The sequence below is a fragment of the Sphingomonas palmae genome, assembly GCF_900109565.1.
Lineage (GTDB): Bacteria > Pseudomonadota > Alphaproteobacteria > Sphingomonadales > Sphingomonadaceae > Sphingomonas > Sphingomonas palmae.
Genome location: NZ_FNZZ01000002.1, coordinates 169736 through 194518 on the forward strand (window position 1 = coordinate 169736; position 24783 = coordinate 194518).

Sequence of the window (24783 nt, forward strand, 5' to 3'; positions counted from 1 at the left end):
CATGACACGCGATTATTCGACCGCCGACACCGCGCCTGCCACGATTGCGTTCGCGATCCAGCCCGACGATGTCGCGCCCGTGCCGCTGACGCCGCGCGGCATCTATGTCGGCAAGGGCGGGACGGTGATCGTGCGGCCTGCAGACGCACAGGTGGATGTGGCGTACCGCAACCTGCCCGACGCCAGCTACATCGCGCTCAGGGTCTCGCACGTTCGCGCCACCGGCACGACCGCCGGCGACCTCGTCGGAGAAGCATGATGGCATTGCCGGTCTCAGGCGCCGCGCGGCTCGTCCGGCGATCGGGCGGGCTAGGCGCACGCGCCATCGCACCACTCGCCGCGACGGCTGCGTCGCAACCGCTCACCGCGGCCTATTCGCTCCGGCGCGTGGTGCCCGCCTACGCGGGCGCGTGCCTACAGGTGCGCGACAGCGGCAATGTGCTGCGCACGCTCACCTTCAAGGCCGACGGGACATATGATGCGCCGGCGGCGATCTGGTCCGCCTATGGCGACGGCCGCAGCTTCAGCGTCGCCACCTGGTACGATCAGAGCGGCAACGGCCATCATCTGATCAGCTCGTCGCGGCCCGCGCTGGTCTTTCCCGCCGCGCCCGCGAGTTACGACGGCGCCTATGTCGACTTCACGGCCAAGGCGCAGCATCTCGCCACCACGTCGACGCCGTTGGCGGTCGGGGGCAGTGCCAACCTGTCGCTGTTCGCGATCAGCGCCACGCGCGGTTGGACCAGTGCGGCTATTCACCCGCGCGACCCGGCGGTCTATTCGGCCGCGATCGGTCCGCTGATCGGCTACGGCACTGCGGCAGCGGGCGTGCTGGTGGTCGGCGCCGATGGGCCGGGCGCGGAGACGACGCTGTACGGCGCCAGCGGAGCGCTGCTGGTCGACGCCAGCACTGAATTCGCGAACCGCTGGCGCAACTGGTGGTTCAACCAGACGGGGGCGACCGTCTCCGGCGGCGGCGACACGCGCACCTTGTTCACCGCGCGGCCGCACACACGAGCGCATTCCAGCGGCAACCGGCTGGTGGTGGGAAACAACGGTGCGCTCAATCAGTCGGCCAATGCGTCGCTTCGCGAGCTGCTGGTGTTCAACGGCAACGGCGCGCTCGCCGACCGGGAGTGTGCGGGGATCGCAGCGTGGCAGCGCCGGTCCTGGGGCGGGCTCGTCACCAACCGCTTCCCTGACCGCTTCGTGGCGATCTTCGCCGGCCAGTCGAACGCGCAATATTACGCGGTCGACAGCGTCAGCGGTGACGGCAGTGCGGGCAGCAACGCGCTCGCCCGCGTGTTCGTGCCCGACCTGTCGGCGCGCCTGTCGATCCCGGCCGACTCCTTACGCGAACTGACCACCTATTGCAGCAGCACCGCGATCGGCGGGTCGTCGGTCCTCAAGCGTGCGAACCCGGGCTCGGACAAATATTGGTGGGACGGCGACGCCGGCACGCCGGGACCGAGCCTGACGAGCGCACTCACCAACCTCGACTTCGGCAATGCGCCGGGCAAACGCTATCGCCGCTGCGTCATCATGTGGTCGCAGGGCGAGGCCGAGGCGCTCTACTGGTCGGCCAACACCGGCGACGCGGCGGTCGCGGCGGACTGGAAGGCACAGACCAAATTGGTGTGGGCGGCACTGCGCACCAAGATCGGCTACGATTGCCCGATCGTGATTCAGCCGCTCGGCAACCAGACCGGCGCGCAGTCGCAGATGGAGGCGCTGCGTACTATCCAATCGCAGCTCGCCGCCGAGGTACCCGGCGTCACCATCGCGCCCGAGACGACCGATCTGGTGCGGCAGGACAATGTGCATTTCGCCTCCGCGCTGAAGGGGCCGAACCAGTCGCCCGCGGGCTACGATCTGGCCGCCACCAGGCTAGCCGCGGCGCTCGCCCCGCTATTGCTTACGATACCGCCGCGCTGAGCGGCGAAACGATTGACAACAAGTCACCGCTCACGAACGTTCGACCCAGGGACGTTCGGGGGGCGAACCGATCTTGAGCAAGCGTGTTCTCGCCATCGCATCCGCGGGTGGCCACTGGGATCAGATGATGCGGCTGCGCACCGCGTTCGTCGGGCATCAGGTGACGTTCGTCACCACCCGCGACGGCGTGGCGCAGCGCGCCGGTGTCGTCGCGAGGCTGGTGCCCGACTGCAACCGCCATGAACGATTGCGAGTGATCGCGTGCGCCGCGCGGCTCGCGCTGCTGATCCTGCGCCGACGGCCGCAGGTGATCGTCACCACCGGCGCGCTGCCCGGCGTGATCGGCATCGCGCTTGGCCGGGCGATCGGCGCGCGAACCTTGTGGATCGATAGCATCGCCAATGGCGAGCAGATGTCGCTGTCGGGCCGGCGTGCCCGCACCCTGGCGACGCAGTGCCTCAGCCAATGGCCCGATGTCGCCGCGACCGAACAGGTCGGATACTCGGGCGCGGTGCTGTGATCCTGGCGACGGTGGGCATGCAATTGCCCTTCCCCCGCCTGATCCGCGCACTCGACGCGATCGCGGGTCGCCACGGCTTGCACGTCGTCGCGCAGGCGATCGAGCCGGTCGCCGGCCTCGTCCACCTCGACCAGCGCGCCAGCCTCTCGCCGGCCGAGTTCGACGCGCTTGCACAGGCGTGCACGCTGATCGTCGGTCACGCCGGTATCGGCACGATGCTGTCGGCGGCAGCGCACACCAAGCCGCTGGTGCTTTTCCCGCGTATCGCGGCGCTTGGCGAGCATCGCAACGAACACCAGCTCGCGACCGCGCGCCACTTCGGCGGGCAGGTCGGCATCACGATCGCGCATGACGCGGCCGAGCTCGAACACGCCTGCCTGCGCCACGACGCACCGCCCTATCGCCCAGCCGAGCAGCCACGCTATCGCGCGCTCGTCAGCACGGTGGCCGATTTCGTGAGTGCTGACTGACGTGCCCAGCCTCAACAATCTCATTGCGCTGCAGCGGCTCATGATCCGCGCGCGCATCGCGGTCTGCAATCGTTTCTGGGGCATGCACATCCACCCGACCGCGCGCCTGTCGCGCTCGGCGAGGCTCGACCGTACGCACCCACGCGGCCTTCACGTCGGTCGCCACAGCTACGTCGCATTCGACGCGGCGATCCTGACGCACGACATGGTGCGCGGCCTGCGCACCGACACGATCATCGGCGACGAATGCTTCATCGGCGCGCGAAGCGTCATCCTGCCGGGCGTGCGCGTCGGCAACAACGCGGTCGTCGCCGCCGGGTCGGTCGTGACGCGCGACGTGCCCGCCAATTCAATCGTCAGCGGCAATCCGGCGAGCGTCCTGCGCTCGGGTATCAGCACCGGGCATTACGGCGTGCTGCAGAGGTCATGACCAGTGGCACAGCCAAGCCGCTCGAGGTCGGGCCCGACGCGGACATCTATTTGTTCAGCACCACCGATCTGGCGTCCGGGCGACACGACGCGCTGCACCGCATGGTGCGGTCGGTCGCGCAGGCACGCGACGAGCGGCCCGCGCGCGTCATCCGCCTGCTGCTACTATTACAGAATGCCGCCGACCATCCCGCGCCTGATCTGCCCGACTGGGTCGAGGTACATGCCGTACCCCGTCTCGTGCCGCTCAGCACCGCCCGCAACATCTTGCTTCAACGCGTCGATCTGCCTTGCGACCCGGCTACCGCGAGCGTTATCGCCTTTCCCGACGACGATGCCTGGTATCCCGCAGGATCGCTGCATTTCATAACCGACCTGATCGCGCTCGATGCCGCTGCCGACTTCGCCGTCTGTCGCTCGGGCAATGCCGCGCACTCGCCCAGGATCGACACGCGCGATCAACGCATGCGGCTTCAGCAGGCGATCTCCTACGGCAGTTCGAACACGATCTTCGTGCGTGCCAGTCTGGCCAGCCGACTAGGCTTGTTCGACGAGCAGCTCGGGCTGGGTACACCGGCGGTGGCGGGCGAGGATACCGACTACGCTATCCGTGCCTGGCATGACGCGCGCCGCGCCCGCTTCGTCGATGCAGCGCTGGTCGGCCACCGTGACAACGATCCGCTTCTGAAAAGGCGCTATTTCCACGGCGCGTTGCAGGCGATCCGCAAACATCGATCACGCTCGTTCGCCGCGAGAGTGGCATTCATACGCAAACGACTGATCGGTCTGCGCCTGCGGCTGCGGCTGCGCTAATTGGCGATTTCATAATCAATCGTTGATTTAGTCCGACTAAGTTAGGCTCGCACCAAAACACACCTCACGGAGGCTAGAGCATCTCCACCGACATTCTAACATCCTAAGTGACACTTTCCCCAGCAGTTCCTTACTGTTCGACGCCGGATCGATTGACCTGCCTCTCTCAACGTTCTTTATCGATCATCTTGGCAAATAGTGGGGTCCGAGACATGCGACGCTTAGCTGCGATTAGCACCGTTATCGCCGTTGCCACCGCCTCGCCTGCGGCGGCACAGACAAGTCCTTCGCAGGCGAGCACTGCCAACAAGCCCTCGGTGCAGACGCGGTCGCGAGCGGAACGTGTTCCTACGCCCGCGCGCCCCGACGTCAGACAATCGAATAATTTCTTCGGCCTGCCATTGCTGTTGCCGTTGTTGGGGCTGGGCGGCGCAGGGGCGGCGCTCGCGGCGAGCGGCGGCGGCAATGACGCGAGCGCCACGCCACCGGCAAGCCCGCAATAGGTCAGGCCGGCTGCACTAGCTCGAATGTGCCGATAACGCCGCGCGCCGCGCACGCTCCGCACCCGTTGTTGCGCCTGCTCGACCGAAGCCTCGTGGCAGGTTTGGCGCTGCTTGTCGTTCTCGGCGGGTCGGTGTTGCAGCCGTCGTGGCGGGCGGTGCTGTTCGCAGCGTGGATCGTGATCGCGGCGGGTGTGGCGACATGGCGCATCATCCTTGATCGGCGCGCGTTTCCCGCGACGCTGCTCGGCCTCGCGCTCGCGCCGCTCGGCGTCGTGCTTTTCCAGCTTTGCCGTATTCCGGTCGCGTGGCTGAGCCTGTCAGAGGGGCAGGCGTTCGCGACCAGCGTTCGCGCGTTCGTCGGACCAGCGGTAACGGCGTCGATCTCGGTTGATCGTGTCGCAACCGCTTCGGCGGCAGTGCCGGTCGCGGTCTTCTCCGCCACGTTTCTGCTGCTCCACACCCGGCCACGTCGCGAATGGCGCCCGGTCTTCGCGTCGTTTGCAGTCCTCGGCGCGGTGAGCCTCGTGCTCGCCTTTGTGCAATTCGGCTCTGGCGGACGATGGTGCGACTTCTACCATTCCGCCCACGCCGCGAACGCACCCGGGTTCTTCGCCAACCGCAATCACGGTGCGACCTTTCTGGCGTGCTGCCTTGCCTTTTACGGGGCGCTGATCGGGGCGCAGACGACGCCGGGGGCACGCCGGTACATGCTGTTCGCCGCGGCCGCGCTCCCAGCACTGGCAATTATTGCATTGTCGGGATCACGTGCAGGCCTCGTGATCGGTGCCGTCATGGCAAGTGCAACACTGCTGGCGTTCCCGCGCGATCGCAGCGATGTGCGAGCGGCCGATATAATCGCGCGCTTTGCCGGGTTAGCCCCCATCGTCGGTTTCGGTGCGATCGCCGCACTGGTCTCGCTCAACGGCGATACTGCCGGTCGAATAAGTGGGGTGAGCGGCGATCTGCGCTGGTCGATATGGGCGCATGCCCGCGATCTGGTGCTGCTCTACTGGCCGTGGGGCAGCGGTCTGGGCACCTTCGCGCAGGTCTACACGCTGATCGAGCCGGTGGGCGAGTTGCATCCCTTCTACATAAACCACGCGCACAACGACTTTATCGAGTTGTTCGTTGAGGCGGGGGCGTTGGCGACCGTCCCGATCTTGGCCGCACTGCTGTTCGGATGGCGGAGCCTGGCCGCGCCTGCGCACTACAGCCAGCATGACATTTTGGAGCGGCGCGTCGCGATAATCGTGGTCGCCGGTCTGCTAGCGCACTCGTTCGTCGATTACCCGCTTCGCACGCCGACGCTCGCGATCGTGCTCGCGGTGGCGCTCAGCATGCTGACGCCGCGAGCGAGTAGTGGAAGCCTCGCATCGGGAAGCCTTCAGGCTGATCGGCGTTGAACCTCTCCGACAGGCGCCGCCGCCGTCAGTCGTCGCGCCTGCTCGAACTGAAGGCGCGCTTCGATCAGCCGCAGCACGGCGGTAAACTCGCTGCGATATTCGTGCCAGCGCGTCTGCATCGCACAGGCAGGCCAGCGCGCGACATGTTCGCGAAAGGTGCGCTCGTCCTGATCGCAGCGCTCGCGCAGGTCCCGCGTGTTTTGCAACCTCGACAGCAGCAGACGCTCGAGCGCCATGTGACGCAGCAGATCGCTCGTCAGCGACCAGCGCAGGCGCGCAAACGTCACGGCGCAGGCCGGTCCGTCCGAACCGAGCTGATCGCGCAGCGCCGCGACAAGGCTGTGAACGCGGTCGTGATCGTCGTGCATCGCTTGCTCCTTCAAGGTCGATGCCCGCAACCTCGCGGCGGGAAGCTTAACGAAATTCTTCGGCCGCCAAATGGACGAAGTGAGTTCGACCAATGTCTTAGCGAGCCTTTCCAGCGCTGTGATCAACCCGGGGCCGCACTCAGCAAGGTGCGGATCTGCGTGGCGAGGTGGATCGGATCGAAGGGTTTGAGGATCGTTCCCGCCGCCCCCAGCTCGCGATATTCGGAGACCTCGGGCGGGCGCCCGCGCGCGGTCATGAACACGACGGGCACGCGCGCGAACCTTGGGCGCTCGCGCATTCTCGCCCATGTTGCAGGGCCGGAAAGCTCAGGCATCATCACGTCGAGCAGCACCACGTCGGGCGTCCAGCCGCCGCGCCGGTCTAGCAACGCCAGCGCCTCTTCCCCGCTCGCGGCCATGTGCAGGTCGATCGCCGGATCGAGCTGGAGCGACATGGCGACGATGGTGCGGATGTCGTCGTCATCGTCGACGTAGAGGATCGACAGCCCGGAGCCCGCCACCTTCATGCCCGTCGCGCTGCCAGGACATGCCGGATCGTCGCGCGCAGGTCGGGCAATGAGCGCCGCGACTTGATGAGCACCGCATCGACCCGCGCCGCCATGTCGGCGTCGATATCGTGCGCCGAATAAAGGATCGTGGGGATCGCGACGCCGTTGCGGTCGACCAGCGCCGGCAGCAGGTCGAGACCGGTACCCTCGACCAGATGCAGGTCGAGGATCGCGAGAGCGGGCGCCGCATGCTCGATCACCGCGCGGGCGCTCGGCAAGTCGCTGACGGTGATCAGCCGCGCATCGTCGCGGAGCAGCGCGGCGGTGACATCGAGCAGGTCGCGGTCGTCATCGAGATGGAGAATCGTCGGCCTGGCCGTCCCCGTACGCGCGATCGCGGTCCGCAACGCGGTGTCGAGCCGCTCGGGCTCGATCGGATCGGGGATCCAGTCGACCAGGTCGAACGGCACCAGCACGTCCTCCTTACCCCGGGCGGTTGCGGAAACGATCACGATCGGCAGCGCTCCCCCGCGCTTCGTGCGTCGCACCGCCTGTGCGAACTGGAAACCGTTACCATCGGGCAGTTTGAGATCGAGCAGCAACGCGTCGAAATCACGCTCCGCGATCGCCGCATGCGCGGCATGCGCGCTGGCGACCACTGTGGCGGAGCGTCCCGTTGCCGCGACGGCATCGGACAGCCTCGCGACGGTCGCTGCGTCGCCGCTGCAGACGAGCACGCCGCCGGGCGCGTCATCTGGAACACGGGCGTCGCCGGCCTCGCGCGCGAGCTCGAGCGAGAAGGCGAAGCGGGTTCCGCCGCCTGGACGATCCTCGAACCAGATCCGACCGTCGTGGCGCTGGATGATCTCACGCGAGATCGCGAGCCCCAGACCGGTGCCGGTGCCCTGCTGCTCGTTCGCGCGCTCGAAGCGGCGGAACAGGCGCTCGCGGAAAGCCGTCGGGATGCCCGGTCCCTCGTCGTCGACCATGACGCGTGCCATGCCATCGACGCGCGTTGCCGAGACGGTGACGGCGCGTCCGGGCGGGCTGACGCGAACCGCATTCGAGACCAGATTGCCGATCACCTGCATTAACCGGTCGGCGTCGCCAAGCACGGTCAATTCCTGCTCGCCCGCATTGCAGCGGACCGTCACATCGCGCGCGCTGCCTGCGCCCTGCATGTCATCGCACGCGCGCGCCGCGATTGCGGCGAGATCGACGGGCACGCGCTCGATCTGCAGCTGGTTGCTCTGCATGCGATCGAGGTCGAGCATGTCGTTGATCAGGCGGATCAGCCGGCGTGCGTTGCTTTCCGCGATGCCGACCAATCGGTTGGCCGCGTCGGGGAGGTCCCCCGCCGACCCTGCGCGCAGAAGGCCGAGCGCCCCGACGACCGAGGTCAGCGGCGTGCGCAATTCGTGACTGATGGTGGAGATCAGTTCGTCCTTGATCGCTTCCGATCGCTTGCGCGCCGACACGTCGCGCAGGGAGACGACGACATGCTCGCCATCGGCAAGCTTCATGACGCCAAGTGCCGCATCGACGGTAACGGTGTGCCCGTCTCGGTGACGCAGCGGTATGTCGGTGCGATACGGCGCAGCGATCGCGCCGTTGCGCAGCCCGATCCACTGCGGGAACGTCCGGTGAAGCTCGTTGGGCAGCAACGCAATCGCGGACACGTCGCGCCGCTCGACCTCGGCCGGCGAAAAACCCAGCAACTGCTCGGTCGCGCGATTGATCAGCTCGATCGTCCCACTGGGATTGAGGATCACGATCGGATCGATCGTACCGTCGAGAATGGAGCGATAGCGCGTCGCAGCATCGAACGTCGCGACATCGGCGCGGTAACGCTGCTGCCGCTGCCGCCTGATTGCGACCAGCGCGAGCAGGAACAAGGCCACAGCGACCACCGCGGTCAGGACGATGACGCGACCGGTGCTCGCCACGTGGGCCTTTACCGCACGCGCGCCGGCATCGCTGATGCGCTCCTCCTCTGACCGGACGATTGCGGCGTCGCGGCGCAGTTGCTCCATCAATGCGCGCCCATCACCCCCGGCAACACGGTTGATCGCGGGTTGCAGCCCGTTACGGCGGCGCAGCGCGATCACCGCGTCCATTTCATCGATCTTGGCGTCGATCGCAGTCTTCATGCGCCGAAGCGCGTCGTGTTGCACAGGCGTATTGGAGCCGTCTGCGTCGATCTGCGAAAGGAGGGTAGTGACCGCGCGTTTTGCGGGTTCGTACGGCGTCATGAAGGCCGCATTGCCCGTAAGGATGAAGCCGCGCTGTGCAGTTTCGGCCTGTTCCAGCGACCCGAACAAATCGTAGATTAGCACCCGCTTCTGAAAGGACGCGCGGGTTTGCTCGTTCGATTGCTCGAGTGCGCTAAACTCCGCGACGTTCCACCATGCCAGCGTGGCAAGCAGGGCGGGGATCAGCAGCGCAATTGCGACCATACGCCAGCGCGCTGGCCGCCTGGGCGGCGCGATTGCCGAACGCTGCGAACCTTCGCCCGCACCGAAGCCGATCCGGGCGCCGAAGCCGAACCCCGGGATATCGTGACCGCGCCCGCTCTCTGCCGACGCGGGAGAGGTCACGCGTGCCGCTCCGAGCCTGCGTCGCCCAACAACGGCTGAACCGCGAGCAAGGCCTGCGCGCGATTGTTGACGCCCAGCTTGCGAAAGATCGCGGTCATGTGCGCCTTTACCGTCGCCTCGCTGATGTCGAGATCGCCCGCGATCTGCTTGTTGAGGCGCCCGTCGGCGAGCGCCAGCAGCACGCGAAGTTGCGCGCCCGACAAGGTCGCGATGCGCTCGCGCGCCGTCGCCACCGCACCTGCCTCACCATCGGACGGAAACACCGGCGTACCCGACAGGATCGTCCGCAGTCGTTGTGCGATTGTGTCGATCGGCTGGCTCTTGAACAGATAGCCCGCCGCCCCGAGCGCGCGCGCAGCGTCGATCAAGACGCTATCCTCACGCGCGGTAATAACGACGATCGGCGTCGAACCCGCCGCGTGTTGCAGCGCCAGGAAGCCGGAAAAGCCCTTCGCATCGGGCAGCATCAGGTCGAGGAGTACGAGCGCGTAGCCGCTGCGCCGCGACGCGATCGCTGCCTGCGCCTCGCCGATCGACCCTGCCTGATCGACCACGCTTCCCGGCAGCGCGGCACGCGCGGCCAGTGACAACCCCTCGCGGGTCAATGGATGATCGTCCGCGATCAGCACACGCTGACCTGTGGTCACAACAATCCCCCTTCCCTTTGCGGGTTTTTACAGTTTATCGGCCAGCCCCGAACCGACACTTCGACGAAATGCTATAGCTGGCGCGCGAGTTCCGAAAGGGAAATTTTGCTAACCTACCCTAAAGTCGTCGTCGCCGATGACGAGATCATCAACATCCGGTTTCTGGAACATTGCCTGACGCACGCGGGCTGGCAGGTGATGTCGGCGCAGGACGGACAGCAGGCGGTCGACCTTGTGGCCAGCCAGCGCCCCGATCTCGTCATGCTCGACATCAACATGCCCGTGCTCGACGGGTGGCAGGCAGCGGCGGCGATCCGGGGATCGTCCGGCGCCGCGGCAGGCATGCCGATCATCGCCTTCACCTCGCTGCGTGTCGGGGAAGATGAACTGCGCCGGCGCGGGTTCGACGGCTGCCTCTCCAAGCCGTGCGATCCCGCGCATCTGGTGCAGGAGGTGGCGCGGTGGCGACCGGGTGGTGAACTGGGCGGCGTAGAGCGGTTGGCCGCCGTTTTCGCGCCCGCGGAGCTCGACGCGTTGATCAAGCGGTTGCGCGATCAGCTGGCAGAGGCGATCGCGAATGCGCCCGATCCTGCCACCGCGCACCGGATCGCCGGGGCTGCGGGCACGCTCGGTTTCGCGCAGGTCAGCGAGAGCTGGCTGGCGCTCTCCACCGGCGAGGACTCGGCGCGCGCGCGTGCTTACGCGGATGCCCGACGCGCGATCGCGGCGATCGATCGCCGCTTGTGCGCCGACCGCGTGACCGGCTGAATACAGAATACACGTAAGACTTCGGTCTAATCGGCGGAACCGAATAGCGGCTGGCAAGAAGTTGTTTACCGCCGCGGCGTTTTTCGAACGGGTCACCAGCACGGAGACCCTTCGATGTTCCGTTCCAATACTATCCTCGCTTCCGTCACCGCCGCGGTGCTCGCCGCCGCTGCTGCCACGCCCGCGCTCGCCGATACGGCGACGGGAACGATCGCGGTGGCGCTCAACGTCACCAACGCTTGCGTCGTCAACGGCGCCGGTTCGGCCTCGGCCAACCTCGGCTCGCTCGGCTCGATCCAGTTCCCCGACCAGCCCGGCATCTTCGGCAACGTCGACGGTCAGCTGATCGGCTCGCTCGGCACGCTGCAGGTGCAATGCTCGCCCAACGTCGCGCCGGTGCTGACGATCGGGTCGGGCGCGAACGACAATGCGGGCAAGCGCCGGATGGCGTCGAACGGCAACACCGTCGCCTACCGCCTGTTCACCGACTCGGCGCGCACCAACGAGATCGGGATCGGGCAGCAGCTGCCGCTCGGCACGATGTCGACCGCGGCGGTCAGCGTGCCGATCTACGCGCGCGTGACCTCGGCGGGGCAGCTGCTCGCCGCGGGCAGCTACACCGATACCGTTCAGGTGACCCTGACCTGGTAACGATGGCGCGCGGGGCGGGAGCCGGGACCATGACGTGCCTGTCGCGTATCGCACGCTTGGTCGCCCGCATCGCCGCGACGATCGGCGCCCTCTTCATTGGCGTCGCGCACTCCGAGACGCAGCGCAGTTTTCAGGTATCCGCCGCGATCGTGAAGGGCTGCGTTGTTGCCGCCAACGGCGCGTCGCAGCTGGGCCGGATCGATTTCGGCACGGTTGCGGGAACCGCGCGAGGTACGCTCGACGCGGCGATGGTGTCGGGTGGCACCAGCGGCATCGCGATCGAGTGCACGCCCGACACCGACGTGACCGTCACCGCCGACATGGGCGAGAACGCCAGCGGCGGGGTCAGACGGATGAAGGTGGGCGGCGGCGGCACCGGCTTCGTCGCGTACCAATTGTTCGCCGACGGAAGCAGCACCGCCTGGACGACGCAGGCACTCGCCTACCGCTTCGCGATCGGCGCGACCAAGCGAACGCTGCCGATCGTCGGCCGCGCGCAGCTGACCGGCGCGATGGCGGCGGGCAGCTACGCCGACACCGTCCGCGTGACGATCGCGTGGTGACCCATCTTGCAAGGACCAGTGCCGTGATCCGCACCCGCCTCCTCATACCCGCAGCGATCGCGGCGGCAGCGCTGCTGCCCGCGGCGGCGGAAGGATCGACCGTCGTCATCTGGCCGGTCGACCCCGTCATCAAGCCGGGCGAGCAGTCGACGTCGCTGTGGCTGGAGAACACCGGCCAGACGCCGGTCACGCTGCAGGTGCGGTCGTTCGGCTGGTCGCAGGCGGACGGCAAGGACGCGCTGGACCAACAGGACGAGGTTGTCGCGAGCCCCCCGATCGCGACGGTCCAGCCGGGTCGGCGCCAGCTGGTCCGCGTGATCCGCCGCGCAACCGCGATCGCGGCGGCGACCGCAGCGGCGCCCGAGCAGAGCTACCGCCTGATCGTCGACGAACTGCCGACCCCGCCCGCCGCCGGCGAGGCCGAGCGCATGAGCGCGCGGCTCGCCGTTCAGATGCGCTATTCCATTCCCTTGTTCGTCTACGCGGCTCCCCCCGCCGCGCAGCAACCGCACCTCGTCACCCGCTACAGTGCGGGTGACGGGGGGCGCATGATCGAGATCCGCAACACCGGCACGGGTCACGCGCGGCTGACCGACGTGCGGATCGTCAACGCGGGACACGAGCAGGTGGTGAAGCCGGGGCTGGCCGGATACGTCCTGCCCGGCGCGACCCTGCGGTTTGCGCTGCCTGGCGGAACGGTCGGCGCGGTCAAGCTCGGCGTCAACGGTCGCGACGAACTGCTCGCGCCGGACGCCTGACGCCGACGCGCCGCGATGTCGCTCGCCTCCGTACTGCTGGCTGCGTTGCTCTCCGGTGCAGCGCCGAGTGCTGCTCCGAGCGGAGCCGATGCGCCGGTACCGACGGCCGCCGAAGCGCAGCAGGCAAATTCGGCGCTGTTCGTAGCGCTGGTAGTGAACGGCGTCGAGACACCCGATCTGGTCAGCGTCGAGCAGCGCGGCGCGCGTTTCATCGTCGCGCCCGACGCGCTGCGGCGTGCCGGACTGTCGGTGCCCGGCGCCGCGCCGGTCGATGTCACCGCGCTGCCTGGCGTCGCCGCGCGCTACGATCAGGAGCAGCAGCGCCTGATCCTCGACGTTCCGCTTGCGCTGCTGCCGACGCGGCGCATCGCGGGAACGCCGCTGGCATGGACGCCGCCCGTCGTGAGCACGGGCGCGGTGCTGAACTACGACCTCTTCGTGCAGAACAGCGGCGGCGAGACCTTTGCCTCGCTGTTGAGCGAGCAGCGCGCCTTCGGGCCCTGGGGCACGATCGCGAACACCGCGGTGTGGCGCAGCGGCGGCAGCGGCATCGGACAAGGCGTGATCCGGTATGACACCACCTACCGCTACGTCGACGAGGGCCGCGTGCTGAGCGCCGCCGCGGGTGACGTCATCTCGGGCGCGCTCACCTGGTCGCGCGCGGTGCGGATCGGCGGCGTCCGCCTGACGCGCAGTTTCGAGACGCGTCCCGACCTGATCACGGTACCCCTGCCCGATTTCGCGGGTCAGGCGGCGCTGCCGTCGGGCGTCGACCTGTTCATCAACGATTATCACCAGCAGCATAACGACGTGTCGCCGGGCCGCTTCGTGCTCGATCAGGTGCCGGTCGTGAACGGCGCGGGCGAGGCGCGGATCGTCACCACCGACGCGGTCGGGCGGCAGATCGCGACCGTGATCCCCTTCTACGTCGCGCCCGAGCTCCTGCGCCCGGGCCTGACCGATTTCTCGATCTATGCGGGTGCGCTCCGGCGCGATTACGGGATCAAAAGTTTCAGCTACGGACGCGGAATCGTGAGCGGTGCGGTGCGCCACGGTCTGACCGACCGGCTGACCATCGAAGCGCACGGCGAGGGTGCCGACGACCTGCTGCTCGCCGGCGCGGGCGCCGTCTGGTCACCGGGACGGATCGGCGCGGTGCACGGATCGCTCGCCGCCAGCCGGCGCGAAGGCAGACAGGGCACGCGGCTGACGATCGGCTACAATTATGTCGGGCGATCGTTCAGCGCCGGGATCGAGCGTGTGTCGCAGAGCCGCGACTTCGCCGACCTCAGCAGTTTCGATCTCGCGAAGTGGAACGGGCGACAGAGCAACCTGCGCGCGACCGTCAGCACGCGGCTGGCGTCGCTCGGCAGTCTGGGTCTGGGGTACATCGACGCGCGCGCGCGTGACGGCACGCGCGCGCGGATCGCGTCGGCCTCCATGTCGCTGCCGGTCGGCACCCGCTCCTCTTTGTTCGCCGCCGCCGATTACGATTTCACGCGTCGCGGGCTGAGCGCGCAGGTGCGTTTCGTCATGCCGTTCGGGCGCAACACGGTCGCCAGCGCCGGCATCGCGCACACCCCCGATGGCGCGACGCGCATCCAGGCCGACGCGGCGCGCGCGGTGCCGACCGACGGCGGGCTCGGCTGGTCGGCGAGCGGCGCCTATGGCTCGCGCGGCGATTTCGTCGGACAGGCGAACGCGACCTATCGCACGCGTACCGTGACCCTGGAGGCGGGTACCGCGCGCGCGCCGGGCACGTCGAGCGTCTACGCCAGCGCGAGCGGGTCGGTGGTGCTGCTGGGCGGCAAGCCGTATCTCGCCAACGAATTGCCGAGCGCGTTCGCGGTGGTCACGACCGGCATGCCGGGCGTGCCGGTCTTTTACGAGAACCAGCCGGTCGGGCGCACCGCACGCGACGGGCGATTATTCGTGCCGCGCGTCGTCGCCTACCACCCCGGACAATTCTCGATCGACATCGCCGACCTGCCCGCGGTCGCGCAGGCACCCGTCATGTCGCAGCGGGTGGCGTTCCGCGAAGGCACCGGCGGCGTCGTCGCGCTGACCGTGAGCGCGGTGCACAGCGCGGTGGTGAAGCTGGTCGATACCGCGGGCAACGTGATCCCGGCCGGCACCCCCGTCACCGTCGTGGGAGCGGCGCCGACGGTGGTCGGCTGGGACGGCGTCGTCCTGATCGAGGGCAAGTCGGGCGCGGTGACGGTGACCGCTCCGCGCGTCGGGGGCGGTAGCTGCACCGGGTCGGTCTCCATCCCCGCCGATCTCGGCGCCGCCGCCAATCTGGGAGCCGTGACGTGTCGCTGATCGCCCGCCTGCTCGCCCTGTTCACCGGCGCCCTCGCCGCGCTGCTGTTCGCCGCACCGGCACAGGCGGCGAACTGCACCGTCACCGCCGCGACCGGCGCCAATATCGGCAGCCAGACCTCGTACACGGTGATCGGCGGCACGGTGCCGACCGTCACCACCACGGCCGGGCTCGACTGCCCCGGCGCCTTGCTCAACCTGCTATCGGCCGATTACGCGCGCGCCACCGCGACCAGCAGCAACGGCTTTGCGCTGCGCAGTGGCGCCGGCGACGCGATCGCCTATCGCCTGTCGGCCGATCCGAGCGGCAGCTTCACCTTCACGCAGGGCGGCACGGTCGATTACATGAACCCGCAGCTGCTCTCGCTGCTGGGGCTCGGCCAATCGAACCTGTCCACGCCGCTGTACGTCAAGCTGACCGCCTCACCCAACGTGCCAGCGGGCACCTACACCGACACGGTTACCGTGAACTGGCAATGGTCGATCTGCCGCGGCATCGGCGCGCTCGGCGCATGCATCCTGCGCGAGACGGGCAGCGGGACCACCATCCTGACGGTGACGATGATCGTGACCAAGGATTGCCGCCTGACCGCGCCACCGGTGTCGTTCGGCAGCGCGCCGCTGGTGTCGAAGTTCACGCCCGTCACGCAGGCAGTGCAGATCGCGTGCACCAAGGGGGCAAGCTACGCGGTCAGCTTCACCGCCGGGGCAGCCGGCAACGCGCGTCCGTGGCGGACCATGTCCGATGGCGCGGGCAATGTGCTGCGCTACAACATCTATCGCAGTGACGGCACGACCGTGTGGGACGAGAGCAATCCGCTGCCGGTCGCGACGCTCGGCACCGGCGCGACGGCGCCCGATCAGGCGACCGCTTATATCGCCCGGATCGACACCACGCAGGCGACGCCGCCTGCGGGCAGCTACACCGATACGATCAGCGTCCTCGTCACGTTCTGATCGCAAGCGGTCGTTGGGGAAACCGATCGTTTCAGCCGATCAGTTCCTCCAGATTGCCGGAGGGCGAGAGGCGCGCGAACATGCTGGTCAGCAGATCGACCGACGCCTGCATGCTGCCCGGATCGTCGATGAACTCGCGCCCCAGCGCCATGCCGCGCACCGCCCATACCACCAGCCGGATCGCCGCGGGATCGCGCACCGTGGCGCCGATCCGGTCGAAGAAGGCGCTCGCCGCCGCTTCCTCGATCGCCTGCTGCGCCGGTCGGATCAGGCTGGCGAGCTCGGGATCGCTGCGCGATGCGACAAAGATTTCCAGCACCGCGACGCCCGATGGGCGCGACAGCACTTCCCACGAGATGGCGGGCCAGTCCGACACGCGGGTGCCGACATGGCGGTCGCGCTGGATCTGCTGATAGGCGGCGACCTCCTGTTCGAACACCCATCGCACCACCTCCGCGATAAAGGCGGCGCGCGTCGCGAAATGGTGCGTGATCGCGCCGCGGCTGACGCCCGCCTCGTCCGCGATCTCCGCGTTGCTGGCGCCGCTGTAGCCCAGGCGGCTGATCGTCGCGACCGCGGCCGCGAACAGCGCGGCGCGCGTCTCCGCCGTCCGTTGTTCCTGTGTACGTCGCAGGATGTGTACCTCGCTCTTGCCGGATCGGCGAGCGACACTGACCGGTTCTACGGCGGCGGGCAAGACTGGGGGGTCCTGCCCGCCTGCGCGTTCAGAAACGCCACTCGAACGCGCCGCCGATCCGCCGGAACGCATTGTCCGGAAGCGTTTGTACGTATTGACCTGCGGAGAAATTGCCGGGGAAGATCGCTGCGGCGTAACGCTTGTCGAACAGGTTGCGCACGAACACGCTGACGCGCGCGTGGTCGCCGATGTCGCCGATCCCGACGGTCGCGTTGACCAGCGAGTAACCCGGCTGGATCGTGTTCGGATCGTTGATCGCGTACAGGAAACGGCTGCGATAGCGCCAGTCGGCGTTGACGAAGACCTTCAGGTCGTCGCCGATCGGCTGCTGGAAATCGGCGGCGAGGCTGGTCGTCCACTTCGACGCGCCGACCAGCGGCGTGCCGCGCGCGTTGAAGCTCGGACCCGGCAGGTTGCACCCCTGTGCCGCGGTCTGCCCGAAATAGCAGGCGACGTTGTAATTGCCGTATTCGGTGTCGAGGTAGGTGACGCCGCCCGACAGCGTAATGCCGCGCGCCGGGCGCACCGACGCCTCCGCCTCGACGCCGCGGGTCTTGAGCGTGCTGGCATTGCCGGTGCGGAACGAGCCGAGCCCGCCGTTCAGCGCCGGATCAAACACCTGCGCCTGGAAATCTCGGAAGTTGTTGATGAACCCGGCCAGGTTCAGGCTGACGCGGCGGTCGAGCAGGTCGAACTTGCCGCCGACCTCGTAGGCGTCGACCTTCTCCGGATCGACGTCGAAGGCGACGCCCGCGGCCGAGCTGACCGCCGGTCCTTTGTAACCGCGCGTGTAGGTCGCATACAGGTTCGCGGTCGGCGCGAGCGCGTATTCGACGCCGCCGCGCGCGGAGAAGCCGTCGGCGTTGCGGTCGCGGTTGATCGGCGCGGGCAGCGCGCCGATGCAGCTCCGCCCGCCGCTCAGCGCGAAGACGATCAGGTTGCACACGCCCGGCGCCTGCGTGACCGTGGTGGTCGAGTCGATTTCGTCACGCGTGTAGCGCCCGCCCGCGATCAGCTTCAAGGACGAGGTCAGGTTGAAGGTCAGCTGCGCGAAGGCGGCGTAGCTGTTGGTGCCGTAGTCGAAGTTCGACTGACCCTGCACGGGCGAGAGCCGCACCGGCACAGAGGCCGGGAGGATACCGAACGTTCCCGCCTGCAGGATCTGCGCGTCGATGTGCTGGCGGAAGTAATAGAGCCCCGCGGTGTAATCGACCGCGCTGGTGCCGTTGTTCGATACGCGCAGTTCCTGCGACAGCTGATATGACTGCGAGTTGGCGATGTTGGTGTCAAAGAAGGCAACCGGCGTCTGGTCGACGTCGTTGTTCGCGCGCGCGTGCAGGTCGCGGTAGGCGGTGACCGAGGTGACTGTCAGCGGACCGGCGTCGTAGCTCGCCGACAATTGCGCACCGAAGCTGCGCTCGTCGCGCAGCACGTTCGTGCTGCCGATCGCGGTCTTGTTGTTGGTCGGCGAGGCGACGACGCCCAGCGCGGTGTTCTGCGCGCGGACGAAATTGGCCGGCGCGAACGGACGAAGTGCCAGCGGGATCGGCGTCGGATCGTTGCCGCCGAAGTTGCGGATCGTCGAATAGGCCTCGATCCCGCTGTTGTTCTGGTAATCGACGATCGCGTAGAGGCTCAACCGGTCCGTCGGCTCCCACAACAGCTTGCCCGTGCCGAAATAGCGGCGCACGGGATCGAGCCGGCCTGGGCCGACGAGCTCGGTCGAGGGCTTCTGATACTGATAGCCGCCGACGACGCGCAGCGCCGCCTTGTCGCCGATCGGCAGATTGACCACGGCCTGCGACTGGACCTGGTCGCGGCTGCCGGCCTGGACGCGGCCGTTGCTGCTGAACTCACCCAGTTGCGGACGATTGGTGGTGATCGAGATGAGGCCGGCGGTCGTGTTCTTGCCGAACAGCAGCCCCTGCGGCCCGCGCAGCACCTCGACCCGCTCGACATCGGCGAGCGAATTGAGCGGCACGTAGCGCGGCAGCGTGATGTTGACGTCGTCGACCGCGATGCCGACCGCCGACTCGATGCCGTAATCGAACGAATTGGTGCCGACGCCGCGGATCGCGAAATTGGGCACGCCGGGCGTCGCGGTAAAGTTGAGGCTCGGCGCGCGCTGCGTGATGTCGGCGAGCTGGTTCGCGCCCGTTTCGCGGATCGACTGACCGTTCACCACGGTGATCGCGATCGGCACGTCGCGCAAGCTCTGCGCGCGGCGCTGCGCGGTGACGATGATGTCGCCGCCGGTCGCGTCGGTGGCGGGATCGGCGGCGGCGGTTGCCGGCGCGGTCTCCGTGCTGGCGCTCGGGCTGGCGGGCGGCGGCAGCGTCTGCGCCGCGGCCGAGGTACCGATCACCATCAAGCTGCTGCCTGCCAGCAGTGCCAATCCGCGCATGTGCTTTTCCATCCTCGCCTGATCACGCGGTTTTCGCCGCTTGACAGGGATCATGCTTGCGAAGAAACATACTGTCAAGCATGCACGTAATAATTTGTGATGGCGTTCGTGTCCATCGTGGGGGAGCGTTGAGAATGGTCCGGCAATTTCTGATGTACGCCTCGGCGTCGAGCCTGGCGGCACTTGCACTGGCTCCCCTCGCCGCTGCGCAGCAGCGCGCGCCCGAGCGGCCGAGCGAGAACGCGGACGCGCGGGCGAGCGCGACCGAGCGCGCGATGCGCCCCGACGAGCGTACGACGCTGACCCACGGGCTGTGGGCGATCCCGCTGATCCCCAACGTCAAGATCCCCGCCGACGCGGTTACGGGAGCGGGCTACGTCGCCGGCATTCCGCGGCTGGGCGTGCCTGCGCTCAAGGAAACCGACGCGAGTCTGGGTGTGTCGTACATTGCCGGGTTGCGCGGCGATGGTGCCACGGCACTGCCGTCGGCGACCGCGATGGGATCGACCTGGGATCCCGAATTGATCCGCCGCGGCAGCGCCATGATCGCGGGCGAGGCGCGCGCCAAGGGCTTCAACGTCCTGCTGGGCGGCGGCATCAACCTGATGCGCGATCCGCGCAACGGCCGCACGTTCGAGTATTTCGGCGAGGACCCGCTCCATTCCGGCGTGCTCGGCGGTGCCGCGATTGCGGGCGTGCAGTCGCAGCACGTCCTGTCAACCGTGAAGCATTTCGCGCTCAACGCGCAGGAGACCGGTCGCCACGCGGTCGACGGGCTGCTCGCCGACGCCGCGTTCCGCATGAGCGACCTGCTCGCGTTCGAGATCGCAATCGAGCAGGGCAAGCCCGGTGCGGTGATGTGCGCGTACAACCGCGTCAACGGCGCCGCGGCGTGCGGCAGCGATTACCTGCTCAACCAGGTGTTGAAGCGCGACTGGAGCTATCCCGGCTTCGTCATGTCCGACTGGGGAGCGGTGACGAATGTCGACCAGGCGCTCGCGGGGCTTGACCAGCAATCGGGCGCGCAGATCGACAAGCAGATATTCTTCGGCGCTCCCCTCGCCGTGGCGGCCGCGCGCGATCCCGCCTATGCCGCGCGCGTCGCTGACATGAACCGCCGCGTGCTGCGCTCGATCTACGCGCTCGGGCTCGACTTCCCGCGGACACCTGCCGCCGTCGATGTCGCGAGCAACGCGCGCGTGTCGCAGGCGGTCGCCGAGCAGGGTATCGTGCTGCTGCGCAACGAGCGCGCGCTGCTGCCCTTGTCGAAGGACGTGCGATCGATCGCGGTGACCGGCGGCTACGCCGACGCGGGCGTCCTGTCGGGCGGCGGGTCGACGCAGGTGCAGCCGATGGGCGGACCTGCGGCGTCGATCCCGATGGGCGGTGAGGGCCCGCTCGCCAAGTACAACAACCAAACCTACCACGGCACCGCGCCGCTCGCCGCCATCCGCGCGATCGCACCGAAGGCGAGCGTCACCTTCCGCAACGGTCGCTATTTGTCGGAGGCGGTCGCCGCGGCGAAGGAAGCCGAGGTCGCGATCGTGTTCGCGACGCAGTGGATGGCCGAGGGTGCCGACGTGCCCGACCTGTCGCTGCCCGACGGGCAGGACGCGCTGATCGCCGCAGTGACCGCCGCAAACCCTCGCACTATCGTGGTGCTGGAAACCGGCGGTCCGGTGCTGATGCCGTGGCTGAAGGATACGGGCGCGGTGATCGAGGCCTGGTACGGCGGCGTGCGCGGCGGTGACGCGATCGCGGCGACCTTGTTCGGCGACAGCAATCCGGCGGGGCGCCTGCCGGTAACCTTTCCCGCGTCGCTCGACCAATTGCCGCGTCCGGCGCTGCCGTATGCCGGGCTGAGCGAGAAGCAGTTCGCGGCCGGACTGGCAGCCGGCAAGCACTATCCGATCGATTACAATATCGAGGGCGCCGATGTCGGCTACCGCTGGTTCGCGCGCACGGGTGCCGCGCCGCTGTTCCCGTTCGGCTACGGGCTCAGCTACACCAGTTTCGACCACGGGTCCTTGAGCATCACCGCTGGCGCACAGCCGCGCGCGCGCGTGACGATCCGCAACACGGGCGCACGGGCCGGCAGCGATGTCGCGCAACTCTACCTCGTTGCAACGCCGGCGGGAAAGACGCTGCGGCTGGCCGGCTTCACCAAGGTCGCGCTGCAACCCGGCGCGTCTGCGACTGCCGACATCGCGATCGACGCGCGCCTGCTCGCCGCCAGCAAGAACGGGCGCTGGACCATGCCCGGCGGGCGCTACACCTTCGCGATCGGCCGCTCCGCCACGGACTTGGGCGAGCGCGTGACCATCACCCTGCCCGCGCGAACGTGGCGTTGATCGGGGGACGGCGTCGCTGTTTACCGCGAGGTAGCCGTGCGCCTCACGAATGGCCTCCCGTCCGCCCCCCGCGTCGAGCGCAGGCGAAGTAGCCATCCCGCCGCAGCCACGTACGCGAGTCGAACCTTGTGAGCGGAGCAAAATGAAACGAGGCGACAGCCCTCAAGCGACGCAGTGTCACCTGATGGCTGGCAAGTCGGACTAGGCAGTAGCATTCCAGCCATTGGCAGCCGAGGCAGCGGCGGCGGCCTTGTGCAGCGTCTCATTCGACAGGCATGCATGGCGGGTGGGGGTGCGGAGCTGTGTGTGCCCCAACATTTGACCGATCACGAACAGAGACTAACCCGAGTTCGCCATGTTGGACGCTATCGAGTGCCTGAAGTCGTGAACCGGTAGGTCCGGCACTCCTGCCCTGATTTGGGCGGTGTTCCACGCGTTAAAGAAGTTGTGGAACGGCTGCATGATCCTCGGGTTCGGCAGCCGGTCAGCAGCAGCAGCGGTAGAGCCGAGCAGCGGGATGCGACTCTGCGCGACCGCAGCGTGTAATCTGCGAGGCTTGTCTTGTGTCGAAAAGCGCTCGAACCCTGACGCCTTTACATCGGTGCGAGAGCCATCAACGCCACTGTGCCGATCACGCGGCGATCCAGATCGCCAGTCGCGCTGCCGTCAGCCTGCCTTGATGTCGAAGTCGAGACGATCCGTGTCGAAGCCGGCGGGGCCGGGTTGCGCGTAGATTTCACGTTCACGGATGCGCGGGCCGCCCACACGGCTTATGATTTCACGACCTGAACCGCTCAAGGTCACATGGTCGTTGCCAACCGCGATGCTTGCACCGCGCATCGTGCCGGGCGTGTAGTTCACGATCAACGAATACCCCGTGGCCGCATTGCAATATTCCAGCAGTTCGCCGAGCCGGTAGCCGCTGTCCGAAGCGGCGAGGCTCGGCGTGTGGGCGAGCCTGCATAGGACAGGCACATTGTAGCGCAGGTTGAACGTGCTGCTGCTCACGCCCTCGGCCTGTATCGCCGAGGCCGGTAGCAACGCCAGTGCTGCGCCAGCGCAGAGAAGAGTCACCTTCCTCATCGAACTACCTCTGTCGAACCTATCACTAAGCTCTATCGCGCATCCGTTAAGACCAGCTTGCGAAGCTGAGTTAACGAAGACTCCACCTTTCAACTCGGTCGCACTTCGATGAGTTCCCCTGTGCGACTCGTCCTTGCCGGTATCGTCAGCAACAGCGACTCGCCGGAGCGGATGGGCATAGAACAACCGGAACGTAGGGCAGCCGTACTGCCCCTTGAGAAGCGCTAAGGACGTGCCTCGCCTTCGAGAGTTGTAAATAAGTGCGATCGCAAGCTTCATCTATTGTACAAAAACACTGTTCGAGAAACGTTTTGTAAGAATCTATCGAACGGTTAACCAGTTATTAACTCGACTCAATCCGGTCCTCGCTCTTAGAGAAAAGCCATACCGAATTGGCGGTCCGAGGGGGGCTTGGCCATGAAGAGACAAGAAAGATCGGCGCGCACGCTCAGTGTGCGTCGGATGAATACGTACGCCATCGCAATGACGACGATGTTGTTTGGCGTGTCGAATGCTCAAGCGACTGAGCTGCATGACGTGAAATCGGTCGAACTGAACATTCATGGCCGTGTGCAGGAGCGTTGTGAACTGGGCTCGATGGGTAACGTAAGTTTCGGTGACTTGCGGCGACCGGGTCTTTCGAGTGCCATGCATGTGCTGTTGAACTGCAATGTCCCTTTCGACCTGCGTATTCAGGCCGCCAACGGCGGGCTGGCGAACGCAGAACATCCTGAGGGAGAAGGGCCTTACGCCGGAACACTGCCGTATGTCGTCGGCGTGAGTATCCCGGTGATGAAGCCTCAGGCGGCGCTGGTCACCCGCTCCTTCGAGGGACGCGAGCTGATCGGGGGGTCGACGGTTTCAAGCGGCGGGGGCGTCGCGTTCGACGGCATGCAATTGTCGGTCGCGCTGGGAAGTCCGCCCTCTGAGGCGGGGCTGCTGGCCGGCAAATACGGCGAGACGATCGTGATTACCGTCTCGCCAAGCTGATTTCAGAAGATCTTAGCCGACGCCCGACGTGCTGGCCAGGTTTCCAAGCCTGATCGCCGGACGGCTGACGGCGGCCAAGAAAGTCCTGTCACGTGGACGGGAAAGTGGAGCGTAGAAAAAACGTCAACCGGCCAGCGCGGGTCAGCGATGGTCATCTGCAGAAGGGGAATACCATGAAGAAGTTTCTGATGAGCACTGCCGCCGTCGCCATGACGCTGTCGAGCGTTGCCGCCACGGCGCAGACCCACAAGTCGGCCGACGAGATGACGCAGTTCTCCGCAGCGGCGGTGCCCGAAATTTCCCACATCGATCGTCAGTACATCATTTTCCCGTTTGTTTGGAAGGATGTGAAGGTCGTCGATCAGGCCGCTCAGACGTCGGAGCAGCAGTTCAACAAGAACATCGGCAGCAAGTATGCGCAGAGCGGCAACGCGCCCGACAACACCGACTCGGCTTCGTCGGACGCCAGCGCCAACAAGCAGACCTTCACCATCTCGGGTACGGTCAGCAAGGACTGCTCGTTCTACGGCGGCGGTTCTTCGTCGCACAACATGGGGCTGAACACGATCGGCATCCGCACCAACAACGACGCCAACGTGTCGCAGGCCTTCGCTCAGGCGTCGGACATCAACGCCAGCTTCCGCACCGAGACTGCGGGCTGCAACACCAGGAACACCGTGTCGATCAAGACCGCCGGTGCGCTGATGAACACGACCACCACCGACTATGACAGCGACGAGTTCACGAACTCGATCCCCTACACGGTGGACGCGACCTGGACCGGCGTGACCTCGGGCGCGAAGAAGGGTTCGAAGCAGGAAATCCTGACGACCGCCGGCGTGTCGAAGACCTACCCGCTGACCGGTGGCGCATGGCGCTCGGCCTTCGACATGCAGGTGAACGCACCGGCGCAGCCGAAGGGTCTGGTTTCGGGCACCTACAGCGACACGATCGAAGTGACGCTCGCGGCGGCCTGATCGGCTTCGACCTTGAACGGGGAAGGGAGGGCCAGCCGGCCTTCCCTTCTTCTTAACTGTTCATCTGCC

Annotated in this window: 23 protein-coding genes; 16 read left to right on the plus strand and 7 right to left on the minus strand. The window is 67.1% G+C overall.

Annotation, left to right across the window (positions count from 1 at the left end):
• Nucleotide 1 precedes the first annotated feature (1 nt).
• The 7 genes from BMW51_RS05385 (at nt 2) to BMW51_RS05415 (ending at nt 6073) form a co-directional block, all read left to right on the plus strand.
• Nucleotides 2-259 (plus strand): spike base protein, RCAP_Rcc01079 family, encoded by a 258-nt coding sequence (locus BMW51_RS05385; protein WP_093005044.1) that lies wholly within the window; start codon nt 2-4, stop codon nt 257-259.
• The gene (locus tag BMW51_RS05390) at nt 259-1935 is read left to right on the plus strand and encodes a hypothetical protein (RefSeq protein WP_093004187.1); all 1677 of its coding nucleotides are present in this window, start codon (nt 259-261) and stop codon (nt 1933-1935) included. The genes BMW51_RS05385 and BMW51_RS05390 overlap by 1 nt, the downstream gene beginning before the upstream one ends.
• Nucleotides 1936-2008: 73 nt before the next feature.
• The gene (locus tag BMW51_RS05395; RefSeq protein WP_245708297.1) at nt 2009-2455 is read left to right on the plus strand and encodes a UDP-N-acetylglucosamine transferase subunit ALG14; all 447 of its coding nucleotides are present in this window, start codon (nt 2009-2011) and stop codon (nt 2453-2455) included.
• A gap of 17 nt (nt 2456-2472) precedes the next feature.
• On the plus strand, nt 2473-2925 hold the full coding sequence (locus BMW51_RS05400; RefSeq protein WP_177171544.1) for a glycosyltransferase: 453 nt from the start codon (nt 2473-2475) through the stop codon (nt 2923-2925).
• Nucleotides 2915-3355, plus strand: a complete 441-nt coding sequence (locus BMW51_RS05405) for an acyltransferase (RefSeq protein ID WP_245708298.1) — start codon at nt 2915-2917, stop codon at nt 3353-3355. Before BMW51_RS05400 ends, BMW51_RS05405 begins: the two co-directional genes overlap by 11 nt.
• Nucleotides 3352-4167 carry a glycosyltransferase family 2 protein gene (locus BMW51_RS05410; RefSeq protein ID WP_093004193.1) on the plus strand — a complete coding sequence of 272 codons (816 nt, stop codon included), beginning with the start codon at nt 3352-3354 and terminating at the stop codon, nt 4165-4167. The genes BMW51_RS05405 and BMW51_RS05410 overlap by 4 nt, the downstream gene beginning before the upstream one ends.
• A 595-nt stretch (nt 4168-4762) precedes the next feature.
• On the plus strand, nt 4763-6073 hold the full coding sequence (locus tag BMW51_RS05415) for an O-antigen ligase family protein (protein ID WP_143051809.1): 1311 nt from the start codon (nt 4763-4765) through the stop codon (nt 6071-6073).
• Here BMW51_RS05415 and BMW51_RS05420 read toward each other — a convergent pair.
• From BMW51_RS05420 to BMW51_RS05435, 4 genes are read right to left on the minus strand one after another with little or no spacing between them, the layout of a single operon-like run.
• Complete coding sequence (locus BMW51_RS05420; RefSeq protein WP_143051810.1) at nt 6055-6534, minus strand: hypothetical protein; 480 nt, start codon at nt 6532-6534, stop codon at nt 6055-6057. The two genes, BMW51_RS05415 and BMW51_RS05420, sit on opposite strands and share 19 nt — an antisense overlap.
• Before the next feature lie 29 nt (nt 6535-6563).
• Nucleotides 6564-6968, minus strand: a complete 405-nt coding sequence (locus tag BMW51_RS05425) for a response regulator (protein WP_093004199.1) — start codon at nt 6966-6968, stop codon at nt 6564-6566.
• Entirely contained in the window at nt 6965-9547 is a 2583-nt protein-coding gene (locus BMW51_RS05430) for an ATP-binding protein (protein WP_143051811.1), read from the minus strand. Before BMW51_RS05430 ends, BMW51_RS05425 begins: the two co-directional genes overlap by 4 nt.
• Nucleotides 9544-10194 carry a response regulator transcription factor gene (locus BMW51_RS05435; protein ID WP_093004203.1) on the minus strand — a complete coding sequence of 217 codons (651 nt, stop codon included), beginning with the start codon at nt 10192-10194 and terminating at the stop codon, nt 9544-9546. The genes BMW51_RS05430 and BMW51_RS05435 overlap by 4 nt, the downstream gene beginning before the upstream one ends.
• A 105-nt stretch (nt 10195-10299) precedes the next feature.
• Between BMW51_RS05435 and BMW51_RS05440 the strand changes: the two genes are divergently transcribed.
• From BMW51_RS05440 to BMW51_RS05465, 6 genes are all read left to right on the plus strand, one after another.
• Nucleotides 10300-10962: a response regulator gene (locus BMW51_RS05440; protein ID WP_177171545.1), complete on the plus strand. Its 663-nt coding sequence runs from the start codon at nt 10300-10302 to the stop codon at nt 10960-10962.
• Nucleotides 10963-11076: 114 nt separating this feature from the next.
• Nucleotides 11077-11613, plus strand: a complete 537-nt coding sequence (locus tag BMW51_RS05445; RefSeq protein WP_093004207.1) for a Csu type fimbrial protein — start codon at nt 11077-11079, stop codon at nt 11611-11613.
• A gap of 29 nt (nt 11614-11642) precedes the next feature.
• Complete coding sequence (locus BMW51_RS05450) at nt 11643-12176, plus strand: Csu type fimbrial protein (RefSeq protein WP_177171546.1); 534 nt, start codon at nt 11643-11645, stop codon at nt 12174-12176.
• Between the two features lie 23 nt (nt 12177-12199).
• Nucleotides 12200-12934: a fimbrial biogenesis chaperone gene (locus BMW51_RS05455; protein ID WP_177171547.1), complete on the plus strand. Its 735-nt coding sequence runs from the start codon at nt 12200-12202 to the stop codon at nt 12932-12934.
• A 15-nt stretch (nt 12935-12949) separates the two neighbouring features.
• Nucleotides 12950-15256: a fimbria/pilus outer membrane usher protein gene (locus BMW51_RS05460; RefSeq protein WP_093004214.1), complete on the plus strand. Its 2307-nt coding sequence runs from the start codon at nt 12950-12952 to the stop codon at nt 15254-15256.
• Nucleotides 15247-16212 carry a Csu type fimbrial protein gene (locus BMW51_RS05465; RefSeq protein ID WP_093004216.1) on the plus strand — a complete coding sequence of 322 codons (966 nt, stop codon included), beginning with the start codon at nt 15247-15249 and terminating at the stop codon, nt 16210-16212. Before BMW51_RS05460 ends, BMW51_RS05465 begins: the two co-directional genes overlap by 10 nt.
• A 31-nt stretch (nt 16213-16243) precedes the next feature.
• On the opposite strand, the gene BMW51_RS05470 is transcribed toward BMW51_RS05465, so the two are convergent.
• A complete protein-coding gene (locus tag BMW51_RS05470; protein ID WP_177171548.1) occupies nt 16244-16909 on the minus strand; it encodes a TetR/AcrR family transcriptional regulator in 666 nt (221 codons plus the stop codon).
• A gap of 28 nt (nt 16910-16937) precedes the next feature.
• A complete protein-coding gene (locus BMW51_RS05475; protein WP_143051812.1) occupies nt 16938-19313 on the minus strand; it encodes a TonB-dependent receptor in 2376 nt (791 codons plus the stop codon).
• Nucleotides 19314-19447: 134 nt separating this feature from the next.
• Between BMW51_RS05475 and BMW51_RS05480 the strand changes: the two genes are divergently transcribed.
• A complete protein-coding gene (locus BMW51_RS05480) occupies nt 19448-21664 on the plus strand; it encodes a beta-glucosidase (RefSeq protein ID WP_093004222.1) in 2217 nt (738 codons plus the stop codon).
• Nucleotides 21665-22330: 666 nt separating this feature from the next.
• Here BMW51_RS05480 and BMW51_RS05485 read toward each other — a convergent pair.
• A complete protein-coding gene (locus tag BMW51_RS05485; protein ID WP_245708299.1) occupies nt 22331-22747 on the minus strand; it encodes a hypothetical protein in 417 nt (138 codons plus the stop codon).
• A gap of 417 nt (nt 22748-23164) precedes the next feature.
• On the opposite strand from BMW51_RS05485, the gene BMW51_RS05490 reads away from it, so the two are divergent.
• Nucleotides 23165-23737, plus strand: a complete 573-nt coding sequence (locus BMW51_RS05490) for a hypothetical protein (protein ID WP_143051813.1) — start codon at nt 23165-23167, stop codon at nt 23735-23737.
• A gap of 173 nt (nt 23738-23910) precedes the next feature.
• Nucleotides 23911-24714 carry a hypothetical protein gene (locus BMW51_RS05495; RefSeq protein WP_093004226.1) on the plus strand — a complete coding sequence of 268 codons (804 nt, stop codon included), beginning with the start codon at nt 23911-23913 and terminating at the stop codon, nt 24712-24714.
• The last annotated feature ends 69 nt before the right edge of the window (nt 24715-24783 follow it).